The sequence below is a fragment of the Blautia intestinihominis genome, from assembly GCF_040096655.1.
GTDB lineage: Bacteria > Bacillota > Clostridia > Lachnospirales > Lachnospiraceae > Blautia_A > Blautia_A intestinihominis.
The window spans coordinates 37,001-52,614 of record NZ_JBBMEI010000024.1; the positions used below are offsets into that span (position 1 = coordinate 37,001).

At 37.1% G+C, this 15,614-nt stretch carries 21 protein-coding genes; 12 read left to right on the plus strand and 9 right to left on the minus strand.

Translation table 11 applies throughout. The features are described 5' to 3' along the window. Nucleotides 1-4 precede the first annotated feature (4 nt). The 10 genes from WMO75_RS09150 (at nucleotide 5) to WMO75_RS09195 (ending at nucleotide 6,499) form a co-directional block, all read left to right on the plus strand. A complete protein-coding gene (locus tag WMO75_RS09150; protein WP_015526822.1) occupies nucleotides 5-1,024 on the plus strand; it encodes an alpha/beta fold hydrolase in 1,020 nt (339 codons plus the stop codon). A gap of 55 nt (nucleotides 1,025-1,079) precedes the next feature. Beyond that, nucleotides 1,080-1,481 carry a winged helix-turn-helix domain-containing protein gene (locus WMO75_RS09155; RefSeq protein WP_025579072.1) on the plus strand — a complete coding sequence of 134 codons (402 nt, stop codon included), beginning with the start codon at nucleotides 1,080-1,082 and terminating at the stop codon, nucleotides 1,479-1,481. 222 nt (nucleotides 1,482-1,703) lie between these two features. Continuing rightward, nucleotides 1,704-2,360, plus strand: coding sequence for a recombinase family protein (locus tag WMO75_RS09160; RefSeq protein ID WP_005340281.1), 657 nt, complete (start codon nucleotides 1,704-1,706; stop codon nucleotides 2,358-2,360). A 48-nt stretch (nucleotides 2,361-2,408) separates the two neighbouring features. Further along, nucleotides 2,409-2,630, plus strand: coding sequence for a DUF5348 domain-containing protein (locus WMO75_RS09165; RefSeq protein ID WP_015526823.1), 222 nt, complete (start codon nucleotides 2,409-2,411; stop codon nucleotides 2,628-2,630). 17 nt (nucleotides 2,631-2,647) lie between these two features. Beyond that, entirely contained in the window at nucleotides 2,648-2,941 is a 294-nt protein-coding gene (locus WMO75_RS09170; RefSeq protein ID WP_015526824.1) for a hypothetical protein, read from the plus strand. Beyond that, the gene (locus tag WMO75_RS09175; protein WP_015526825.1) at nucleotides 2,931-3,626 is read left to right on the plus strand and encodes a hypothetical protein; all 696 of its coding nucleotides are present in this window, start codon (nucleotides 2,931-2,933) and stop codon (nucleotides 3,624-3,626) included. Before WMO75_RS09170 ends, WMO75_RS09175 begins: the two co-directional genes overlap by 11 nt. A 244-nt stretch (nucleotides 3,627-3,870) precedes the next feature. Beyond that, a complete protein-coding gene (locus tag WMO75_RS09180; RefSeq protein WP_117457421.1) occupies nucleotides 3,871-4,641 on the plus strand; it encodes a DUF6577 family protein in 771 nt (256 codons plus the stop codon). A gap of 3 nt (nucleotides 4,642-4,644) precedes the next feature. Further along, complete coding sequence (locus WMO75_RS09185; RefSeq protein WP_349077928.1) at nucleotides 4,645-5,337, plus strand: nucleotidyl transferase AbiEii/AbiGii toxin family protein; 693 nt, start codon at nucleotides 4,645-4,647, stop codon at nucleotides 5,335-5,337. A gap of 6 nt (nucleotides 5,338-5,343) precedes the next feature. Further along, a complete protein-coding gene (locus tag WMO75_RS09190; RefSeq protein WP_349077930.1) occupies nucleotides 5,344-5,865 on the plus strand; it encodes a hypothetical protein in 522 nt (173 codons plus the stop codon). A 1-nt stretch (nucleotide 5,866) separates the two neighbouring features. Next, the gene (locus tag WMO75_RS09195) at nucleotides 5,867-6,499 is read left to right on the plus strand and encodes a metallophosphoesterase (RefSeq protein WP_015526826.1); all 633 of its coding nucleotides are present in this window, start codon (nucleotides 5,867-5,869) and stop codon (nucleotides 6,497-6,499) included. Between the two features lie 50 nt (nucleotides 6,500-6,549). Here the strand turns inward: WMO75_RS09195 and WMO75_RS09200 are convergent, their stop codons facing one another. Next, nucleotides 6,550-7,275, minus strand: coding sequence for a YkgJ family cysteine cluster protein (locus WMO75_RS09200; protein WP_015526827.1), 726 nt, complete (start codon nucleotides 7,273-7,275; stop codon nucleotides 6,550-6,552). A 40-nt stretch (nucleotides 7,276-7,315) separates the two neighbouring features. Next, nucleotides 7,316-7,810 (minus strand): LPD11 domain-containing protein, encoded by a 495-nt coding sequence (locus WMO75_RS09205; RefSeq protein ID WP_349077931.1) that lies wholly within the window; start codon nucleotides 7,808-7,810, stop codon nucleotides 7,316-7,318. A gap of 64 nt (nucleotides 7,811-7,874) precedes the next feature. Between WMO75_RS09205 and WMO75_RS09210 the strand changes: the two genes are divergently transcribed. After that, nucleotides 7,875-8,168, plus strand: coding sequence for a transposase (locus WMO75_RS09210; protein ID WP_025581345.1), 294 nt, complete (start codon nucleotides 7,875-7,877; stop codon nucleotides 8,166-8,168). Then, complete coding sequence (locus WMO75_RS09215; protein ID WP_025581343.1) at nucleotides 8,165-9,088, plus strand: IS3 family transposase; 924 nt, start codon at nucleotides 8,165-8,167, stop codon at nucleotides 9,086-9,088. Before WMO75_RS09210 ends, WMO75_RS09215 begins: the two co-directional genes overlap by 4 nt. 3 nt (nucleotides 9,089-9,091) lie before the next feature. Here the strand turns inward: WMO75_RS09215 and WMO75_RS09220 are convergent, their stop codons facing one another. From WMO75_RS09220 to ligA, 7 genes are all read right to left on the minus strand, one after another. Next, nucleotides 9,092-9,430 carry a hypothetical protein gene (locus WMO75_RS09220; protein WP_349055107.1) on the minus strand — a complete coding sequence of 113 codons (339 nt, stop codon included), beginning with the start codon at nucleotides 9,428-9,430 and terminating at the stop codon, nucleotides 9,092-9,094. 196 nt (nucleotides 9,431-9,626) lie between these two features. Continuing rightward, nucleotides 9,627-10,985: an ATP-binding protein gene (locus WMO75_RS09225; RefSeq protein ID WP_015526829.1), complete on the minus strand. Its 1,359-nt coding sequence runs from the start codon at nucleotides 10,983-10,985 to the stop codon at nucleotides 9,627-9,629. Nucleotides 10,986-11,071: 86 nt separating this feature from the next. After that, nucleotides 11,072-11,533: a riboflavin biosynthesis intermediates N-glycosidase gene (gene ybiA, locus WMO75_RS09230; protein WP_004223769.1), complete on the minus strand. Its 462-nt coding sequence runs from the start codon at nucleotides 11,531-11,533 to the stop codon at nucleotides 11,072-11,074. Between the two features lie 76 nt (nucleotides 11,534-11,609). After that, entirely contained in the window at nucleotides 11,610-11,855 is a 246-nt protein-coding gene (locus tag WMO75_RS09235) for a hypothetical protein (RefSeq protein WP_004223767.1), read from the minus strand. A 3-nt stretch (nucleotides 11,856-11,858) separates the two neighbouring features. Next, complete coding sequence (locus tag WMO75_RS09240) at nucleotides 11,859-12,545, minus strand: DUF3990 domain-containing protein (protein WP_015526830.1); 687 nt, start codon at nucleotides 12,543-12,545, stop codon at nucleotides 11,859-11,861. 118 nt (nucleotides 12,546-12,663) lie between these two features. Continuing rightward, the gene (locus tag WMO75_RS09245; RefSeq protein WP_004223763.1) at nucleotides 12,664-13,080 is read right to left on the minus strand and encodes a hypothetical protein; all 417 of its coding nucleotides are present in this window, start codon (nucleotides 13,078-13,080) and stop codon (nucleotides 12,664-12,666) included. A 10-nt stretch (nucleotides 13,081-13,090) separates the two neighbouring features. After that, nucleotides 13,091-15,106, minus strand: a complete 2,016-nt coding sequence (gene ligA, locus WMO75_RS09250; protein WP_004223761.1) for an NAD-dependent DNA ligase LigA — start codon at nucleotides 15,104-15,106, stop codon at nucleotides 13,091-13,093. Between the last annotated feature and the right edge of the window lie 508 nt (nucleotides 15,107-15,614).

Here is a 15,614-nt window from a genome sequence, read left to right on the forward strand (position 1 = left end):
GCGTATGAGAAGATACAAAAAGCAAATCTCAAGAATTGTGACGGTTGCGATGCTGTTTGCATTTTTGGTAGGGAATTCTAATATGGTATATGCTATGGGAGCAACACAAGTTGGATATGCGAGTAAATATATCACGGTGAAAGGGAATAATATGCATCTTGCTTTGTATGGAAAATTGGATGCAAGTGGAGAAACATTTGCAGATGAAGGAAAAACCACATTGGTGATGATGCCGGCTCTGGGAGTTCCATCACCGCATATCTACTTCAAACCTCTGGCACAATCTTTAGATGAGAGTTTTAACATAGTGATTGTAGAGCCGTTTGGATATGGGCTTAGTGATGTTGCAGCAACGGATCGAACTGTAGATAATATCAATAGTGAATTGAATGCTGCACTGGACACCATGGGAATTAAGCAGTGTGTATTGCTGGTACATTCGATTTCTGGAGTATATGGACTCAACTTTGTACAGAATTATCCCGAAAAAGTAAAAGGTTTCATTGCTGTTGATAATACGGTATATGATGAAGAACTGGCAGAGGCTATGGAAATGGAAAAGAAATATATGCTGCAGGGAATTGATGAATTTCAGAAAATCAAGAATTCTTTTTCTTCTTTGGAAGAATTCCAGATGGCACTGAAAACAGATCCAGATAAATATGGGGCAGCATTACCACAGGTTTCCGGGTACACTTATACGGAGAGTGATAGGGAGGAATACATTCAGGCATATTCTTTAAGCAGCAACGATACGATTAGAAATGAAGTGAACGGGATGGATCAATCATTACTCTCTATAAAGAATAAAAAATTCCCATCGGCACTTCCTGTATTAACCATGATTTCTTCAGAGAATGTACAAAATGTTCCGGCATGGGAGACTGCTCATAGAAATCAATTGGATTTAGAATCTGGTAATCACCAGTTATATATTGTAAATGGAGGACATTATATCTGGTATACCAATTTAACGCAGGTTGTCCAGCTTATCGATGAATGGAGAATAGAGAATCATTTTTAAAAGGAATCTGTGTGATGAGATTTCTAAATAAGAGAAAACAGAAGGGAAGTGTAGCTTGGGGAAAGTAACTATTTCAACTGTATTGGGATACAAAGAATATGTAGTGGAAAATATAAAAAACATCCGGGGAGAGGATGAAGAAAATTCCGATTTTAGGATTTATCCGGATTATCATAAGATTTATAGAGGACAGACGGAGATCGTCTTAACGAAAGCAGAGTATGAATTGTTTATGCTTTTGTCAGGGAGACCAGGTGTGATATTTACCAAAGAAAAAATTTTTGAGATTCTTTATAACGAGGAATTGCCGGAAAGCATTGATAATATTGTGTACTGTCTGGTATCCAGTATGAGAAAGAAAATTGAACCGGAGCTAAAGCAGTGCCGCTATATTAAAACAGTGAGAGGTGTAGGATATAAGTTTGAAGGAAAAAAGATGGACATCTTTCCAGAATAGTTGATCTGAAGACAGAGGAAATTTTTAAAAACCTCTGTCTTTTTTTGTTGCTTTTTTATGCCATCTTGCGTACAGAAGTAGTGAAAGTCACCTCCCAAAAAGTATGCTTTTTGATGGGAGATGTAATAGGCTATTTTTTTATTTCCAAAAAGTATATAAGAAAGTTTTGAGATATGCCAAAATATTTTAAGACTTTTTGGGAATGTATAAAGGGGGATACGTATGGCATATTATGGGTATCACAGAATCAGTACTAAGGAACAACACTTGGACCGAGGTATTATAGAAATAAAGAGGTTCTGTGAAAATCAGAAAATTAAACTGGAAAGTATTTTTACAGATAAGATAACCGGTAAAAATTTTGACAGACCACGTTATACCGTTCTTGTGGAAGATGTTTTACGGGTAGGGGATACCCTGATTATTACAGAGCTGGACAGACTTGGCAGGAACAAGCAGGAGATTTTAAAGCAGCTACGTTTTTTAGAAGAAAAAGGGGTTCGGGTAATGGTATTGGAACTTCCTACCACGTTGTTTGACCTGTCTCAGATGGAAAATAATCTGGCAAAGATGATGATAGAAACAATCAATAATATGATGATTGAACTCTATGCATCCATGGCACAGGCAGAGATGGAGAAAAAGGAGAAGCGACAAAAGGAAGGTATGGAGGCAAAAAGGCTTCGGGGTGAATGGGATGAAGTAGGAAGACCACGGGCTATAGAACAGGAAAAGTTTAACCAGGAATTTATGAGGGTGGTACAAAAGAAGGTAACACCGACACAACTGCAGCGGGAGTTGGGGTTAACTTCTTCTACCTATTATCGGTATCGGAAAAACTTTTATGAAATTTTTCCGGAATTTCTTCAATCTGTATAGAGATGAGGTAATTACTAAGTAAAAGAAAAATTTAAGGAGGCAGATATTATGAGTGAACACAGAGAAGGTACATTGTTTTATGATACTGAAACAGGGAGGTATGATATACGTTTTGATTTGGAATCTTTTTATGGAGGACTACATTGCGGGGAATGTTTTGATGTAAAGGTGAAAAATGTTTGGGTTCCGGTCCGAATTGAAATGGGAGATGACTGGTATCTGGTTGGACTGAACGTGTCGAGATTAGATGGATTGAGAGTACGTATGTAAATAGGAGGATAAGCCTGATGAGGGGAAGCACAATGAGAGAAAGTGTTACGGATGTTCGCATTATACTGGAATGCTTACAGGAAGCATATCAAATGGAAGGAGATATGGTACGATCCGGGAAAAATATTCATGCGACTATGATATATCCATTTGTCCGTATGCTGCAGGAAAAGTGTAGAGATTTAACAGAGGAACAGATACATAAGACACTTTGGAAAGAATATGAGATTTCAGGGGCAGACAGGATGTTTGTGGAGAGGGCTTCAAAGATTTTAGAGCCATACGAAGGAGAATCTGAAGATGAGAAATAGTACAATGGAATATAAAGTAAATCAAGCCTATGAAGAACTAAAGCGTTTAATACAGTGGAATCCGGATAGTGAAGAAAAATTTTTACAGAAAATGGTATGTTTATTGTTACCTGGACAAAGAAAATGTTGGTCAGAGGCTATCCGTGATTTGAGGCAATCTTTTGAAGCTGAGCAGGGGATGATATTTGTTGAAAAATACAGAGGAAAACTGGAATGGCTGAATAGCATATCTTTGGCAGAACTACAAAGAAAGATAGGAGAAATTTATTTTGTTGATCATTACAAGATGATAGCAGATCAATTCCTATATAAAAAGGATTTTGAAACTTCCTTATTTTTGAGAATTGCAATGGAAACAGGGATAAGAAGTGCAGATATTCCATGTATAGAATGGTCCTGTATGCATGGAAAAACTATTATTTTGGAAGAAACCAAAAGAGGAGATTTGTATAAAAAAGTTAATGGAACGTTTCCTAAGATTTCAACTCAGTCGTTACGGATTATGAAGTTATTGCACAGGAAGCAAGGGAAAATATTCACAAAATCAAACGAGTACTATGTTCGCAAAATTTCTTGTGCTTGGGGAATGCCTGGGTTTCGTATCCATAGTTTTCGGGATTATAGGAGAAAGATAGAAATGGGAATTACAGCAGGAGTACAAGTTCCAAGGATCATTCCATTATAAAGAATAGGCTGGATTGGAAAACGTTATAGGATGCTATATGAGCTGCTGTTGCAGTTCTAGTGAGTTTCAATAAAAATACGCAAATATAGTATTTGCGTATTTTTTATTGAAATTACAAATATATTTGCAAATAGATTGAATTATAAATAAAAACAATAAAATAAACGCAAATATAAACTTTGCGTTTATTTTATTGTTTTTATAGGTGCTATGTGATATACTACGAAAAGAAAGTAGGTGTAGTATGAATAGCAAAACAGCATTAGAAAAAAAATACGAGATAATCAAACAAAATCTTGGGAATCAAACTACCTTTTATACAGATGAAGTAATTCCCCTTTTCCCGGAGTTAAAAAAGTCTACTTTATATTGGAATCTTTCTAAATTAGTAGAGGCGGGTTACATTAAGAGAGTGCGAAACGGTGTATTTTCCTTCAATGATTTGAAAGGCAGACAGGGAATTATTTTATGTGAAACAGCCCAAAAATTGAAAAATTACATGGATGAGCTGGGATTTTATTATTATATATCCGGTTTGGATATTTTGGCAAAATATATGTTACACATACCAGAACAATATCCTGTCATTGCATTTATTGAAAAAGCAGCAAAAGAGGAAATATATAACAATTTATTAGCAGAAGGATTTGAGGTGATAGAACCACAATACACGAAAAAAATGTATGAAGATGCTATGTTTTCAGGTAGCCATAATATGCAGGTGATTTTATACACAACGGAGGATTTTCAGTACAGTAGTGAAGGTCTGGCAAGTATAGAGAAGGCTTTTGCAGATCTTTATTTTGCAATAACGAGAAACGGATATCCACTATCATTGCAAGAATTGGTAAGAATTTATCAGAATCTCAGCAGATTGGGAAATATAGATAAAAAGAAGCTGATAACAGTAGCATCAAGAAGGAATATACAATATGATATTCGCTTTATCGTTGAAAATCGGTTTATTACAGATTCGGCAATAGAGTTTGGAAAAATACTTAGAAGGGAAGAATAAAATTTGGATTACAAAAAGTTATTTCATAAAGAGGAAGCATTTCAGAGAGAAACCTTTCAGAAGAGAATGGAAGAATTTGGGTTTAAAAATATGGCGAGAATGGAACTGTTTTTATGGGATCTTGAATTATTCTTGCATATTCAGAAAATACTAGGAGATAAAATAATATTGAAAGGTGGTGCAGCCACGCAGTTTTATCTGCCAAGGGATGCTCAAAGAACAAGTGTAGACATTGATATGTTATTTTTTGGAACAGAAGAGGAAATAAAGAAAACATTGAGGAAAATCGAAGAATATTTGGGGACAGAAGACGAATTGTTTTACTTTCATAAACATAGCCCTAAGAATCCGAAAACAAATCTTCCATTACATACATATTACACGAAAGTTCCTTCTGTACTATCCAATGCAGAACGTAATATGGAGAGAGAGAGTATTCCCTATCAGGAATTAAAAATAGAATTTATTCTCCAGCCAGAAAAATGGGAATATGAAAGAAGAACGGGAGAAAACATATTTGCGGTAAACAGTTCATGGAACTATCAGATCCTTCCATTGAATTATTTATTTGCGGATAAGCTCACCACATTAGGTTGTAATACGATTGGCGTACAAAATGAAAGGCTGGATGAACAGGTGAAGCAGTTCTATGATATTATGATGTTGTCCAGAAACTGTATATCCGAGATGCAATGATCTGTTGTGAAAGAAAAGTATTTAAAACGGGCAGAACAAGAATGGAATACAAGGAAGATTACACTGGGGAGCACGCTGGAGGGAAGAGATTATGAACCTAAATATATCGTAAAAGATGTTGAGAAACAGCTTTTGCGTTATCAACAAGCCGATAGCGGTGAAGATGCAGAATTGAAAAAGTTTATTAATGATTTTCATTCGTTATATTTAAACAGGAAAGTGCAGTATGATCCCAAAACGGTTGCCTGCGGAGCATCCCTGGTTCGCTTGATGTATGAACTGATGATTTCAGGCATGGGTTGGGATAAGGTAAAACAGGCATTAGAGATTGAAAAAAAATTAGGTATGGAGCATTTATCGGGACCAGAAAAAGGACAAAAAATTCGTAAACTCAGAAATCAGTTTATTCAGGAATTTGGTAAAGATTCGGTAATCCCGGCATCAACTTTGAAAGGGAAAGATTTAAAAAGAGTGTTCTGGGCAGTTGTAAATATTGATAATTTAAACAAGATTGAGGGAATGATATAAAATGAGATATTATATTGCAGATTTACATTTCTTTCATGAAAATTTGAATACAAAAATGGATAAACGTGGATTTGCAAATGTAAATGCAATGAATGATTATATGCTGAAACAGTGGAATAGTAAAGTGCGTAATAGGGATGAAGTTGTTATCTTAGGGGATTTATCATGGGGGAAATCTGAAGAAACAAACCAGTTGCTTCAGAAATTGAACGGACGTCTATATCTGATACAGGGAAACCATGACCACTATGTCAAGGATCCAAACTTCGACAGTTCACGCTTTGAGTGGATTAAAATGTATGAGGAACTTAGCGATAATAAGAGAAAAGTGATACTTTGTCATTATCCTATTATGTGTTATAACGGACAGTATAAATTGAATGCAGAAGGAAACCCAAAAACCTATATGTTGTATGGACATGTACACGATACGCAGGATCAGAGATTGCTGGAAAGATTTCAAGGAATCACATCTGAAACAACATTTCTGAATACACAGGGGGAAACACAGCATATTCCATGTAATATGATTAACTGTTTTTGTATGTATTCAAATTATCAGCCGCTTACTTTGGATGAATGGATTGCGTGTGATAAGAACAGGAAACAAAAGAGCTGCCAGAATGTAAAGTGATATGAAAAAGAGCCGTCCAAAACTGGTCGGCTCAAAGTATTTATAGTTGTTTATGATTTCTTAGGAATGTCAACAGTTCCTAGTGTTTCAATTAAGGATAGGATTGCATCTGAATTTTGCTGAAATTGCGTTTGAAAATCTTCTGTAATATCATAGTTCAGATACAGAGTTATCAAAGTAGCATTCCATATTGAAATCATGGTCTTTTCTGATATGTGTTCTTCCAGAAATTGTAGATGTTTGCAGAGTGTTGCCTGTGTTCTTGTCCATGTAAAGAAATAGTCATCTTTTAGTGGAATGTTAAAACTACGAAACCATTCCCGGACGGTATGTGTTTCGATTCCGTCTCCGCACTCAGGATTATTAAAGATATATCCAACAGACAGTTCTTCTGGATTTTTCGGAAAACTATCATCCGCAGAAAGGGTAAGATACCGACCAATCGGAAACATGGCACAGACAGTCGGTTTTACATCATGAACCAAACATTTCTGATCCTTTAATAAAGGGCAGCGTTTGACACTTCCTTGTGGTCTCAGGCGGACTATCGGGAAACGGGAGTTACATCCAATATAAGTTTCACAATATTGTTCCAAGGCTTCCGCTGGTGTAATTTGAAATTTTTTTGCTATGTTAAACAGATCTTTCGGGGATAAGAGAATATCCTCCCGGTGAATGCAGCACTTTCCGCATTGGGTACAGTGAAATGTAAATGTATCATCGAGACCGATTTCTTCATATCCTAATTGTTCTTTTAGTTCTTTTATTGAATTCATAATCATTCTCCTTAAAAAAAATATTTTTATGGCGGTTCTATTATTTTGTGTCTGAACACATTGCTTTTTCGTATTCTAGGATTTGTTTCCATGTCAACCATTCTGGTTTCCCATCATCCGGAAATTCATTCCAGAGTTTTTTCATGGCGGCAATTTGTTTGCTTTCATTGTGATAGTACAGATGTCCAGTACAACGGTTTCCGTAATTCAAGTAATACTCACAGTCGCTTTGTAAACGACTAAGCATCATGTACTGAAATTCATAAGGATTTTTCGGTTTATCTGTTAAAATTCTAAATGGTTTCCGGATAGGCATATCCGGTTCTCCATCAAATTCATTTCCGACTGCAGAGTGCAGATGAGGAATTTCAAAGTCACCAAGTTCTACATCTTTCCACAACTTCCCATATTGATCCTGGTATACCGGGCGAGCCCATTCGTCTGTACCAATATAATGAAGAAGACGAGAGGGTTCTTCTGGAATAGAAATCAGTTCATCCGGGGACATAATGATGTTAGAATATAAATAGTACAAAATAAACATGACCATTTTCAATAAATATTATATGATAGTCATAGATCAAGAGAGGAGAATGGTTATGGCAAGAGGTACAAGGTATTCACAAGAGTTTAAGGAAGATGCAGTAAGATATCGGTTGGAGCATCCTGAGATTGCGCTTCGTAAGTGTGCTGAAAATCTTGGAATTAGTGAATCAGCACTAAAGACTTGGATGAAATCAGCAAAGGAACATGAAGGAACTGTTCCTACTCGTGGTTCAGGCAATTACGCAAGTGATGAAGCAAAAGAAATCGCACGTCTGCAACGAGAATTACGCGATACAAAGGATGCACTTGAAGTGTTAAAAAAAGCAATCGGTATTCTGGGAAAATGACAAAAACTCTTTACGCTGCTACATCTAAATATGTAGAAGAAATTAACAACCTGCCTGTGAAACGTCAAGTTTCTGTCAGCGGGATACTGAAAAAATTGGACGTTTCACGATCTGGTTATAATGCATGGAAGAAGCGGGTTCCTTCGGACACGTCTATTCGTCGAACTGTTTTAAAAGAAAAAATCCAAAAGATTTATGATGATTCACATCAAAACTATGGTGCTCCTAAAATTGCAGCTGAATTGCGGAAATCCGGAGAAACTATTACTGAAAAAACAGTGGGAAATTATATGCGTCAAATGGGAATAAAAGCGCAATGGATCAAACCGTATACTCAAACAACCATTGATTCTGATCTAAGCCAGAAACTAAAAAATATTTTGAACGAAAAATTTAATCCAGAACATCCAGATGCTGTATGGTGCTCAGATATCACTTATATTTGGACATATGAAGGATTTGTATATCTTACCAGTATTATGGATCTATATTCCAGAAAAATCATTTCCTGGGTACTAAGTGAGACGCTGGAGGCATCTCATGTAGTAAAATGTATTGAAAAGGCAAAACAGTCCAGACATATTGAAAATCCGCTTATTTTTCATTGTGACAGAGGATGTCAATATGTATCAGAAGCATTTCACAAGGCAACGGAAGGAATGATTCACAGCTATTCCAAGAAGGCTTATCCTTGGGACAATGCTTGCATAGAATCGTTCCATGCCCTTTTAAAACGAGAGTGGATTAATCGTTTCAAAATTTTCAATTATACTCATGCATATAAATTGATTTTTGAATATATCGAGACGTTCTACAACACCGTCCGTATTCATAGTCATTGTGGATATTTATCTCCAAATGAATATGAGGAACAATATCTAAAAAATCTGGAAACGACTGTAACAAGCTTAGCAAGTTAACAATTACATAAAAAGAGAAAATTGGTTGTATTTAATTTGTACTTTTTCTTGACATAAGACCATAATCACTTCATCCAAAGCAAGATCATCCAGTTTTTTTGGCATATTGTAAAGAGAAGAAAAGCGTTCCTCTAGTTTCCGAATGTCTGCTTCAGACTCAGGAAAATCAAAGCAACAGTGAATATCAGGAGTCAGATTGTCGGTTTCTTTATCTTCGCCGGTATGAATTTCCAAAATAACACCATCCAATCCTGCATAATCGCTGGCATCGGTTGTCCGCACACGTTGTCCAGGTTTGAAGATGACATCTCCCCATTGTAATTCAGTTGTTGTATTGTTCATGTAATTCTTCCTTTCTTGATGGGAATTGGCATTGACAAAAGAGGGAATAGAATAAATCCATACCCCTTTTCCGTAACATCACATCTATGCCAATTCTCATAAATTCATAAATTTTCACTAATTCAGTGCTGTGTTTTTCGTGATCCTTCTAAATAAAAAGAGACCACTCGCAAGTAGTCTCTTCGTAAACATAAATTTAATTAAACTTGTATTGTTCCAATAAATAAATAGGCAGTGTTTCTGTTTTTCCGTCTATTCCTCCTTTGGTTGCCCCTTTTAAATAAAGAAGCTTATCTGCTTTTCCCTGAGCCAGAGCTTTCTGGGCAGTGGAAGCAGTCCCTTTTCCGGCTTTTACTTCTATTAAATATCGGGTGGAAGAAGATAGGCTTTGTGCCAAAAAATCAATTTCTCCGCCTCGGTAAGTAGCAAAAGCTGGGGTTTCAAAGGAAATTTCCGGTGGAAAATCCTGGCGTTTCTTCAGGTTGATATAGACATAATTTTCATTTAATGTGCCTGCAAGTACACGGGAATCGGTACCGGTACGTGTCAGATAATAATTTGCCAGCCCCATATCCATGAAGTAGCAGCGGCTTGCAGACTTAAAATCCAGAATGTCCATTTCTGTTATTTTTGCACAGAATCCAATGATTCCAGAAAAGTACAGCCAGCTAATGGCACGGTTGCAGGTAGCCTTTGAAATATTGCTGGAGTAGTCTTTGGTTACCAGTTTTTGCAATTCTTCACTGATGCTGTCTTCTGAAAATCCTTTCTTTTCACGATTTAAAATACGGCAGATGGAAAAGAAAATATGGGTAAACACTTTGGTATACAAAATATCCGTAAAATAGCGAATGGATTCATTGGTAAAGGTATCAATGATTTTTACGAGTTCGCCTTGAGCTTTTACGATGTTCCGGTTTTCCAGATAGTTTTCGACCACTTTGGGATAGCCACCAATCTGGCAGTACAGCTCATAGGTTTCCTTTAAGCGATTATAGACTTCTGCTTCAGAGGAAACAAGAGATATTTTTTTGTAATCGCCATACAGATTCTGATCATAGGCCATCAAAAACTCCTCAAAAGAAAGCGTATAGATGGTGAGTTTGGTGACATCGCCGCTGGAATAACGGAATTCTGGATCATAAATCCGTCCAAGGTAGCTTCCTGTGATGATGAAATGGGCTTTAAAGTGACGTGTAAACTCCCGGATACGGTTATAAATTTCGGAAGACTCCTGGATTTCGTCAATAATGATGACGGTATCTTCAGAATCAATAAAGTCCGGTTCATATAACTGGAAGGCATCGTGGAGAGGATGCTCCCGCCGTTTTGTTCCAGGTGTCCAGTCGGTTGCCTGTTTATAACATTCCATAAACTGTTTGCCGCTTAATTCAAACAGGTTAATATAAATTTTGTGTTTGTAGTTTTCGTCAGCGAATTTCTGTATCAGGTAGGTTTTTCCAACCTGACGGGCTCCACCGACTTCCAGGGTACTATGACCTCCTTCATTTTTCCAATCCAGAAGACGGTCATAGACAAAACGCTTCAGATACATAAGCACAAATCCTTTCTTTAAAATCTATCTTTCATTATAGCAAAATATTTGCAGTTCATACAGTGCAAAATTGGATAAATTATGTTTTAACATTCAAATTGAAGCTTTGCACGTATATCCATAAGAATTTTGCCCAGATGATTTTCGCCATGACCATTTACAGAACCCCAAAAGTAATCTCCCCAGTTGTTTCCTTCAACAAGGTGACAATTCCCAGTAGCAAGTAATGCTTTACATAGGGTAGGATTCTGCATGAATTTGCACATACAAATTTCATACATGTACATAAGCTTTACACTTTCCCAGTCTGAACGGAGCTGCACTTCTCTTCCCAGTTTTTTTGCATCTTTTGGATTCCTTAATTTGGTAAATTGAAGCTGTTCTTTAGGGGAAATGGTCTTTTGTGCCTGGAAAGCAGCCTCATTATTTGCATACCAGTAGCCCCGGTAATATATCCGGGAAGGATAGAAGTTACTAAGAAAAGCGTATGCTCCATGAAAGTGGTCAATTGTTTGCTGGTAATGATTCGAATAGGTATTAATATACATGTAATCCCTTCTTTCTTATACAAAAAAGGAACCGCTTATGGTAAGCAGTTCCTTCTTAAACATATTTTTTTGTTTGTTATTTGTTTATTTGTGCTTCTTCTTGTTCTTCGTAATAGCGGTCTGCAATATAGCCGGCAGATTCCGCCCAAAGAGTATTTTCTGTATTTTGTAGGGCCTTGTAAGTTTTTGAATGATAAAATTTGCCCATGGCATCCGGAAAGGAAAGATTACTCTTTTCCATAATAATATCGATAACATCCCGGATCTGAATATACAGATTCATTGAAATATCTTTTCCGTTAAAAAAATATTTACCTTCCATGTTTTACACATCCTTTCGAGATTCCAATACCAGATGTTCAAGAGCAAGTGGGGTGTGAAAGGAAACCTGATTATTAACCTTATTATACCGAAGCCTTGTAACCGCTTCATCCACGCTCAAGATACCGGACAAATAAAGTTGTACAGTTTCCATGGTATTATCATCCGCAACAGGCCCAATTACAACATCATAGTGATGCTGGATATCGCCGACAGTACGGTTGAGTTTGACAAACTCCAACCATTCCTTGTCCAAGGTGGCAAAATGTTTGATTTTTAGTTCCTCGGATTGCTGGAAGATATACCGATACACATATTTGCCGCCAGTATGAGTACGCAAGTACAGGCGGTTCGCCCATTCATTTGCCTGCTGTTCGAGAACTGTGCAATAAAATCCACGACCAAAATCACGACGGTTATGTGATTTGTTCAAATCGATTTTATCAAATGCAATATTGGAGCCATGGAAAAGAACAAGCGTGGGCGTATCTTCTTCTATAATATCTTCTACGTATTGAAAAGTATCATGAATATCTAATTGGTGCAACGTTTCGTGTTGTACCAGTATTTTTTCAAATACTTGATGTTTGTAGAAAATATTAAAGGCATCGTCTTCTGATATTTGGTGCTTTTTAGCATAATATTCCAGTGCTTCAATTGATAGCATCTCTATATCTGATTGAATACTCATATACGTTATCCCTCCATTTGCTTTCATTATATCAAAAAAGAAGGTGCTTTCCAACGGTAAAATAACTATAAATGTAAAGTTGCAAAAGATGTTTGAAATGGGGCGTCACCCCATTTCACTATCCCCAAACTTCGCCCATGATTTCCACAAGAAAATCATCTAATGGAAAATCGGGAGGAAGTAATTCACCAAACGTTTCTTGAATTTCTTGGATAACTTCCGTATAAGAAGAATACGCCTGTGAAAATAAGTGGGAAGAATTTTTAAGTTCAATGATATAAAATTCTTCTCCTGGATTTAAGTCCAGTTCTTCCTGATCTTTGATCCTCCATACCGTCATAGACTCAGCAGTGCCATAACGACAGCCATCAAGTTTCTCACAAAGATATTCCTGAAAGGCTAAGAGTGATTCTGGATCAGAGAACTCTTTGTATAAATCAGGAAAAACTTCCTCTGTATATCGAAGGATAAGATTAGCAGCCTCTTCTGTAATAAGAAATCCATAGATATGAAAAACGGATGTAATGATACTCATAGATTTCTCCTTACGCAATCATTTCAAGAAACTCATCTTCAGATAAAATCTTAATGCCGAGAGACTGGGCTTTTGCTAATTTACTGCCGGCTTTTTCCCCACAAATTAGATAATCTGTCTTTTTTGTGACAGAACTGCCGGCTTTTGCTCCAAGCTCTAAAATCTTCGAGTTGATTTCATCTCTTGTAAAATGAGCAAGTTTTCCTGTTGCAACGATAGTACATCCTGTAAATACATTTTCTTTCATCATAGTATTCATTTCCTTTCTTTCTTCAAATATAAGTTCTTTTTGGAGTTCGTGCCAGAGAATTAAATTGTTTTCATCAGAAAACCAGTCATGGATATTCTGATTCAGAGTATCACCAAAGTCATCTAACTGGGTGAAATCATAGTCACCAGAGGCAGCATCAAAAAATTCCTGTAGACTGCCGTGGAATACTGTATCCAAAATCCTGCTTTTGGTCCTTCCGACCATAGGAATATCCATGGAAACCAGGAACCGGACAAAGGTAGTATTCCGGCTGGAAGTAATGGAATTCCATAATCTTTCAAAGGATTTTTTACCGAAACCTTCCAACTGTAAGATTTCTTCCTGATGTTCATTTAGATGGTAAATATCCGGAAATGTCTGGAGATAACCCAAAGTCAGGAATTTTTCCAAGGTAGTTTCGGAGAGTCCCTCGATGTTCATTGCTTTTTTTCCAACGAAATGTGTAAAGCGTTTTCGGATCTGGCTATCACAGTTGGGATTGTCACAATGCACCGTTTCAATGAGACGCCCATCATTTCCTTTTCTTTGATAGATACGAGTCTGAGAACCACAGCATGGACATACAGGAGGAACTGCATCTACGTAATGACCACGTTCCAGATTTTCTTCAATATGAGGAATGATCATATTACGTTTTGATACAGAAATTCTACAACCTGGCACCAATTCTAATTCTTTGATAAAGGTCAGATTGTGAAGGGTTGCTCTGGAAACAGAGCATCCGTCAATTTCCACAGGGTCAAAAACTCCCACAGGTGCAATTTCTCCGAAACGGGTGGGTGTCCATTCTATATTGCGAAGAGTGGTTTCGTAAGTTTCGTCTTCAAACTTAAAAGCCAGTCCATCTTTATAATGATGTCCGGTACGCCCGCAGTTTTTGGAATAGTCCAGACTGTCGAAAATCATTACAATTCCGTCAATAGGCAGATGTTTTTTGCCTGCCAGATCAGTCAGCCTTTCAATATACTGATTTACAAGTTCCGAGGTTAAGGGATGGTTTGCAGCAATATAAGGACAAGGCTGAAAACCATAGTCAAACAGGCTGGAAATTTTCATAGCTCTGCTGTCTGGAAAGAGAAATGGAGAGTCCAGACCTTCCAGAACATTAAAAGGCATAAAGTGCAGACAGCGTCCTGCACAATTTGCCGGATCAAGACTTCGCACAGAGCCAGAAGCCAGATTTCGCCCATTTTTGTAAGGTTCTCCTTTTCCATCTCGGAGGGTTTCTTTTAAACGCTCAAAGTCATGGGTTGGGATGAAGGATTCTCCAACAATCACTAGCCGGCCTTTATATGGAATTGAAAGAGGGACATCAACGTATGCAGGGATGTTATGGGTGATAAGTTCCCCAATTTCTCCGTCGCCACGCGTAGAAGCCTCTACAAGTGTTCCATTTTCGTAGACCAATTTAGTCGTTAATCCGTCCAACTTCAGCATAAACAGAACCGGCTGCTTACCGGCAAAGCTTATCAAGTCCTGTACCTGCTTTGTCTTATCTAAAGAGAGCAAAGGGACTGGATGCTTTACTTTGGGAAGTTCACTGATGGGAGTATAGCCTACGGTTTGTGTCGGTGAATTGGATAAGATAAAGCCTGTCTGCTTTTCTAATTCCACTAATTCATCGAAGATTCGGTCATATTCCGCATCACTGATATTCGGACTGTTCTCATTATAATAAGCGTTACGCTGTAAATTCAGATAGTCCACCAGTTGTTTGATTTTTTCCACGTTTGATAATTCATTGGGATGGTTCATTTTATTCTTGTCTCCTTTTCTATGGTATAGTTGTAATTCTTATTTGTTCCGGTTTTTCTTCCTCCTTTCTTTGCGTTTAGGCATAAAAAAAGAGAATGACACGGATGTTCATTCTCTAATGCGTGCAGTTTCCTGCAAAATAAAAAAAGCCAGAAATCCCTGCTGGTAGCGTGGTATACTTCTGACACTTTTACAAACCTAAACTGCGTGCGTATATCCTTTCCGGATGACACAAATAATAATTACATAGTAAGTGTAACACTATATGTAGTATGCGTCAATATAAAAACACTATATATCGTTTAGTCTGAGAGGAGAATTACTATATATAGAGGAAGCATGGATATGGAAAATATTATCTCTTGATTTCAGAACGTATGTTCTATATAATGAGATGTAAAGGAGGGGAACGTGAGTTTGGGAAAAGTGATACTTAAATGAAAAACTAAATTCCGGTTTTGGACCAAATGCAAGAGTAAATTCCATATAGGTCGAAGTTACTTTTGCA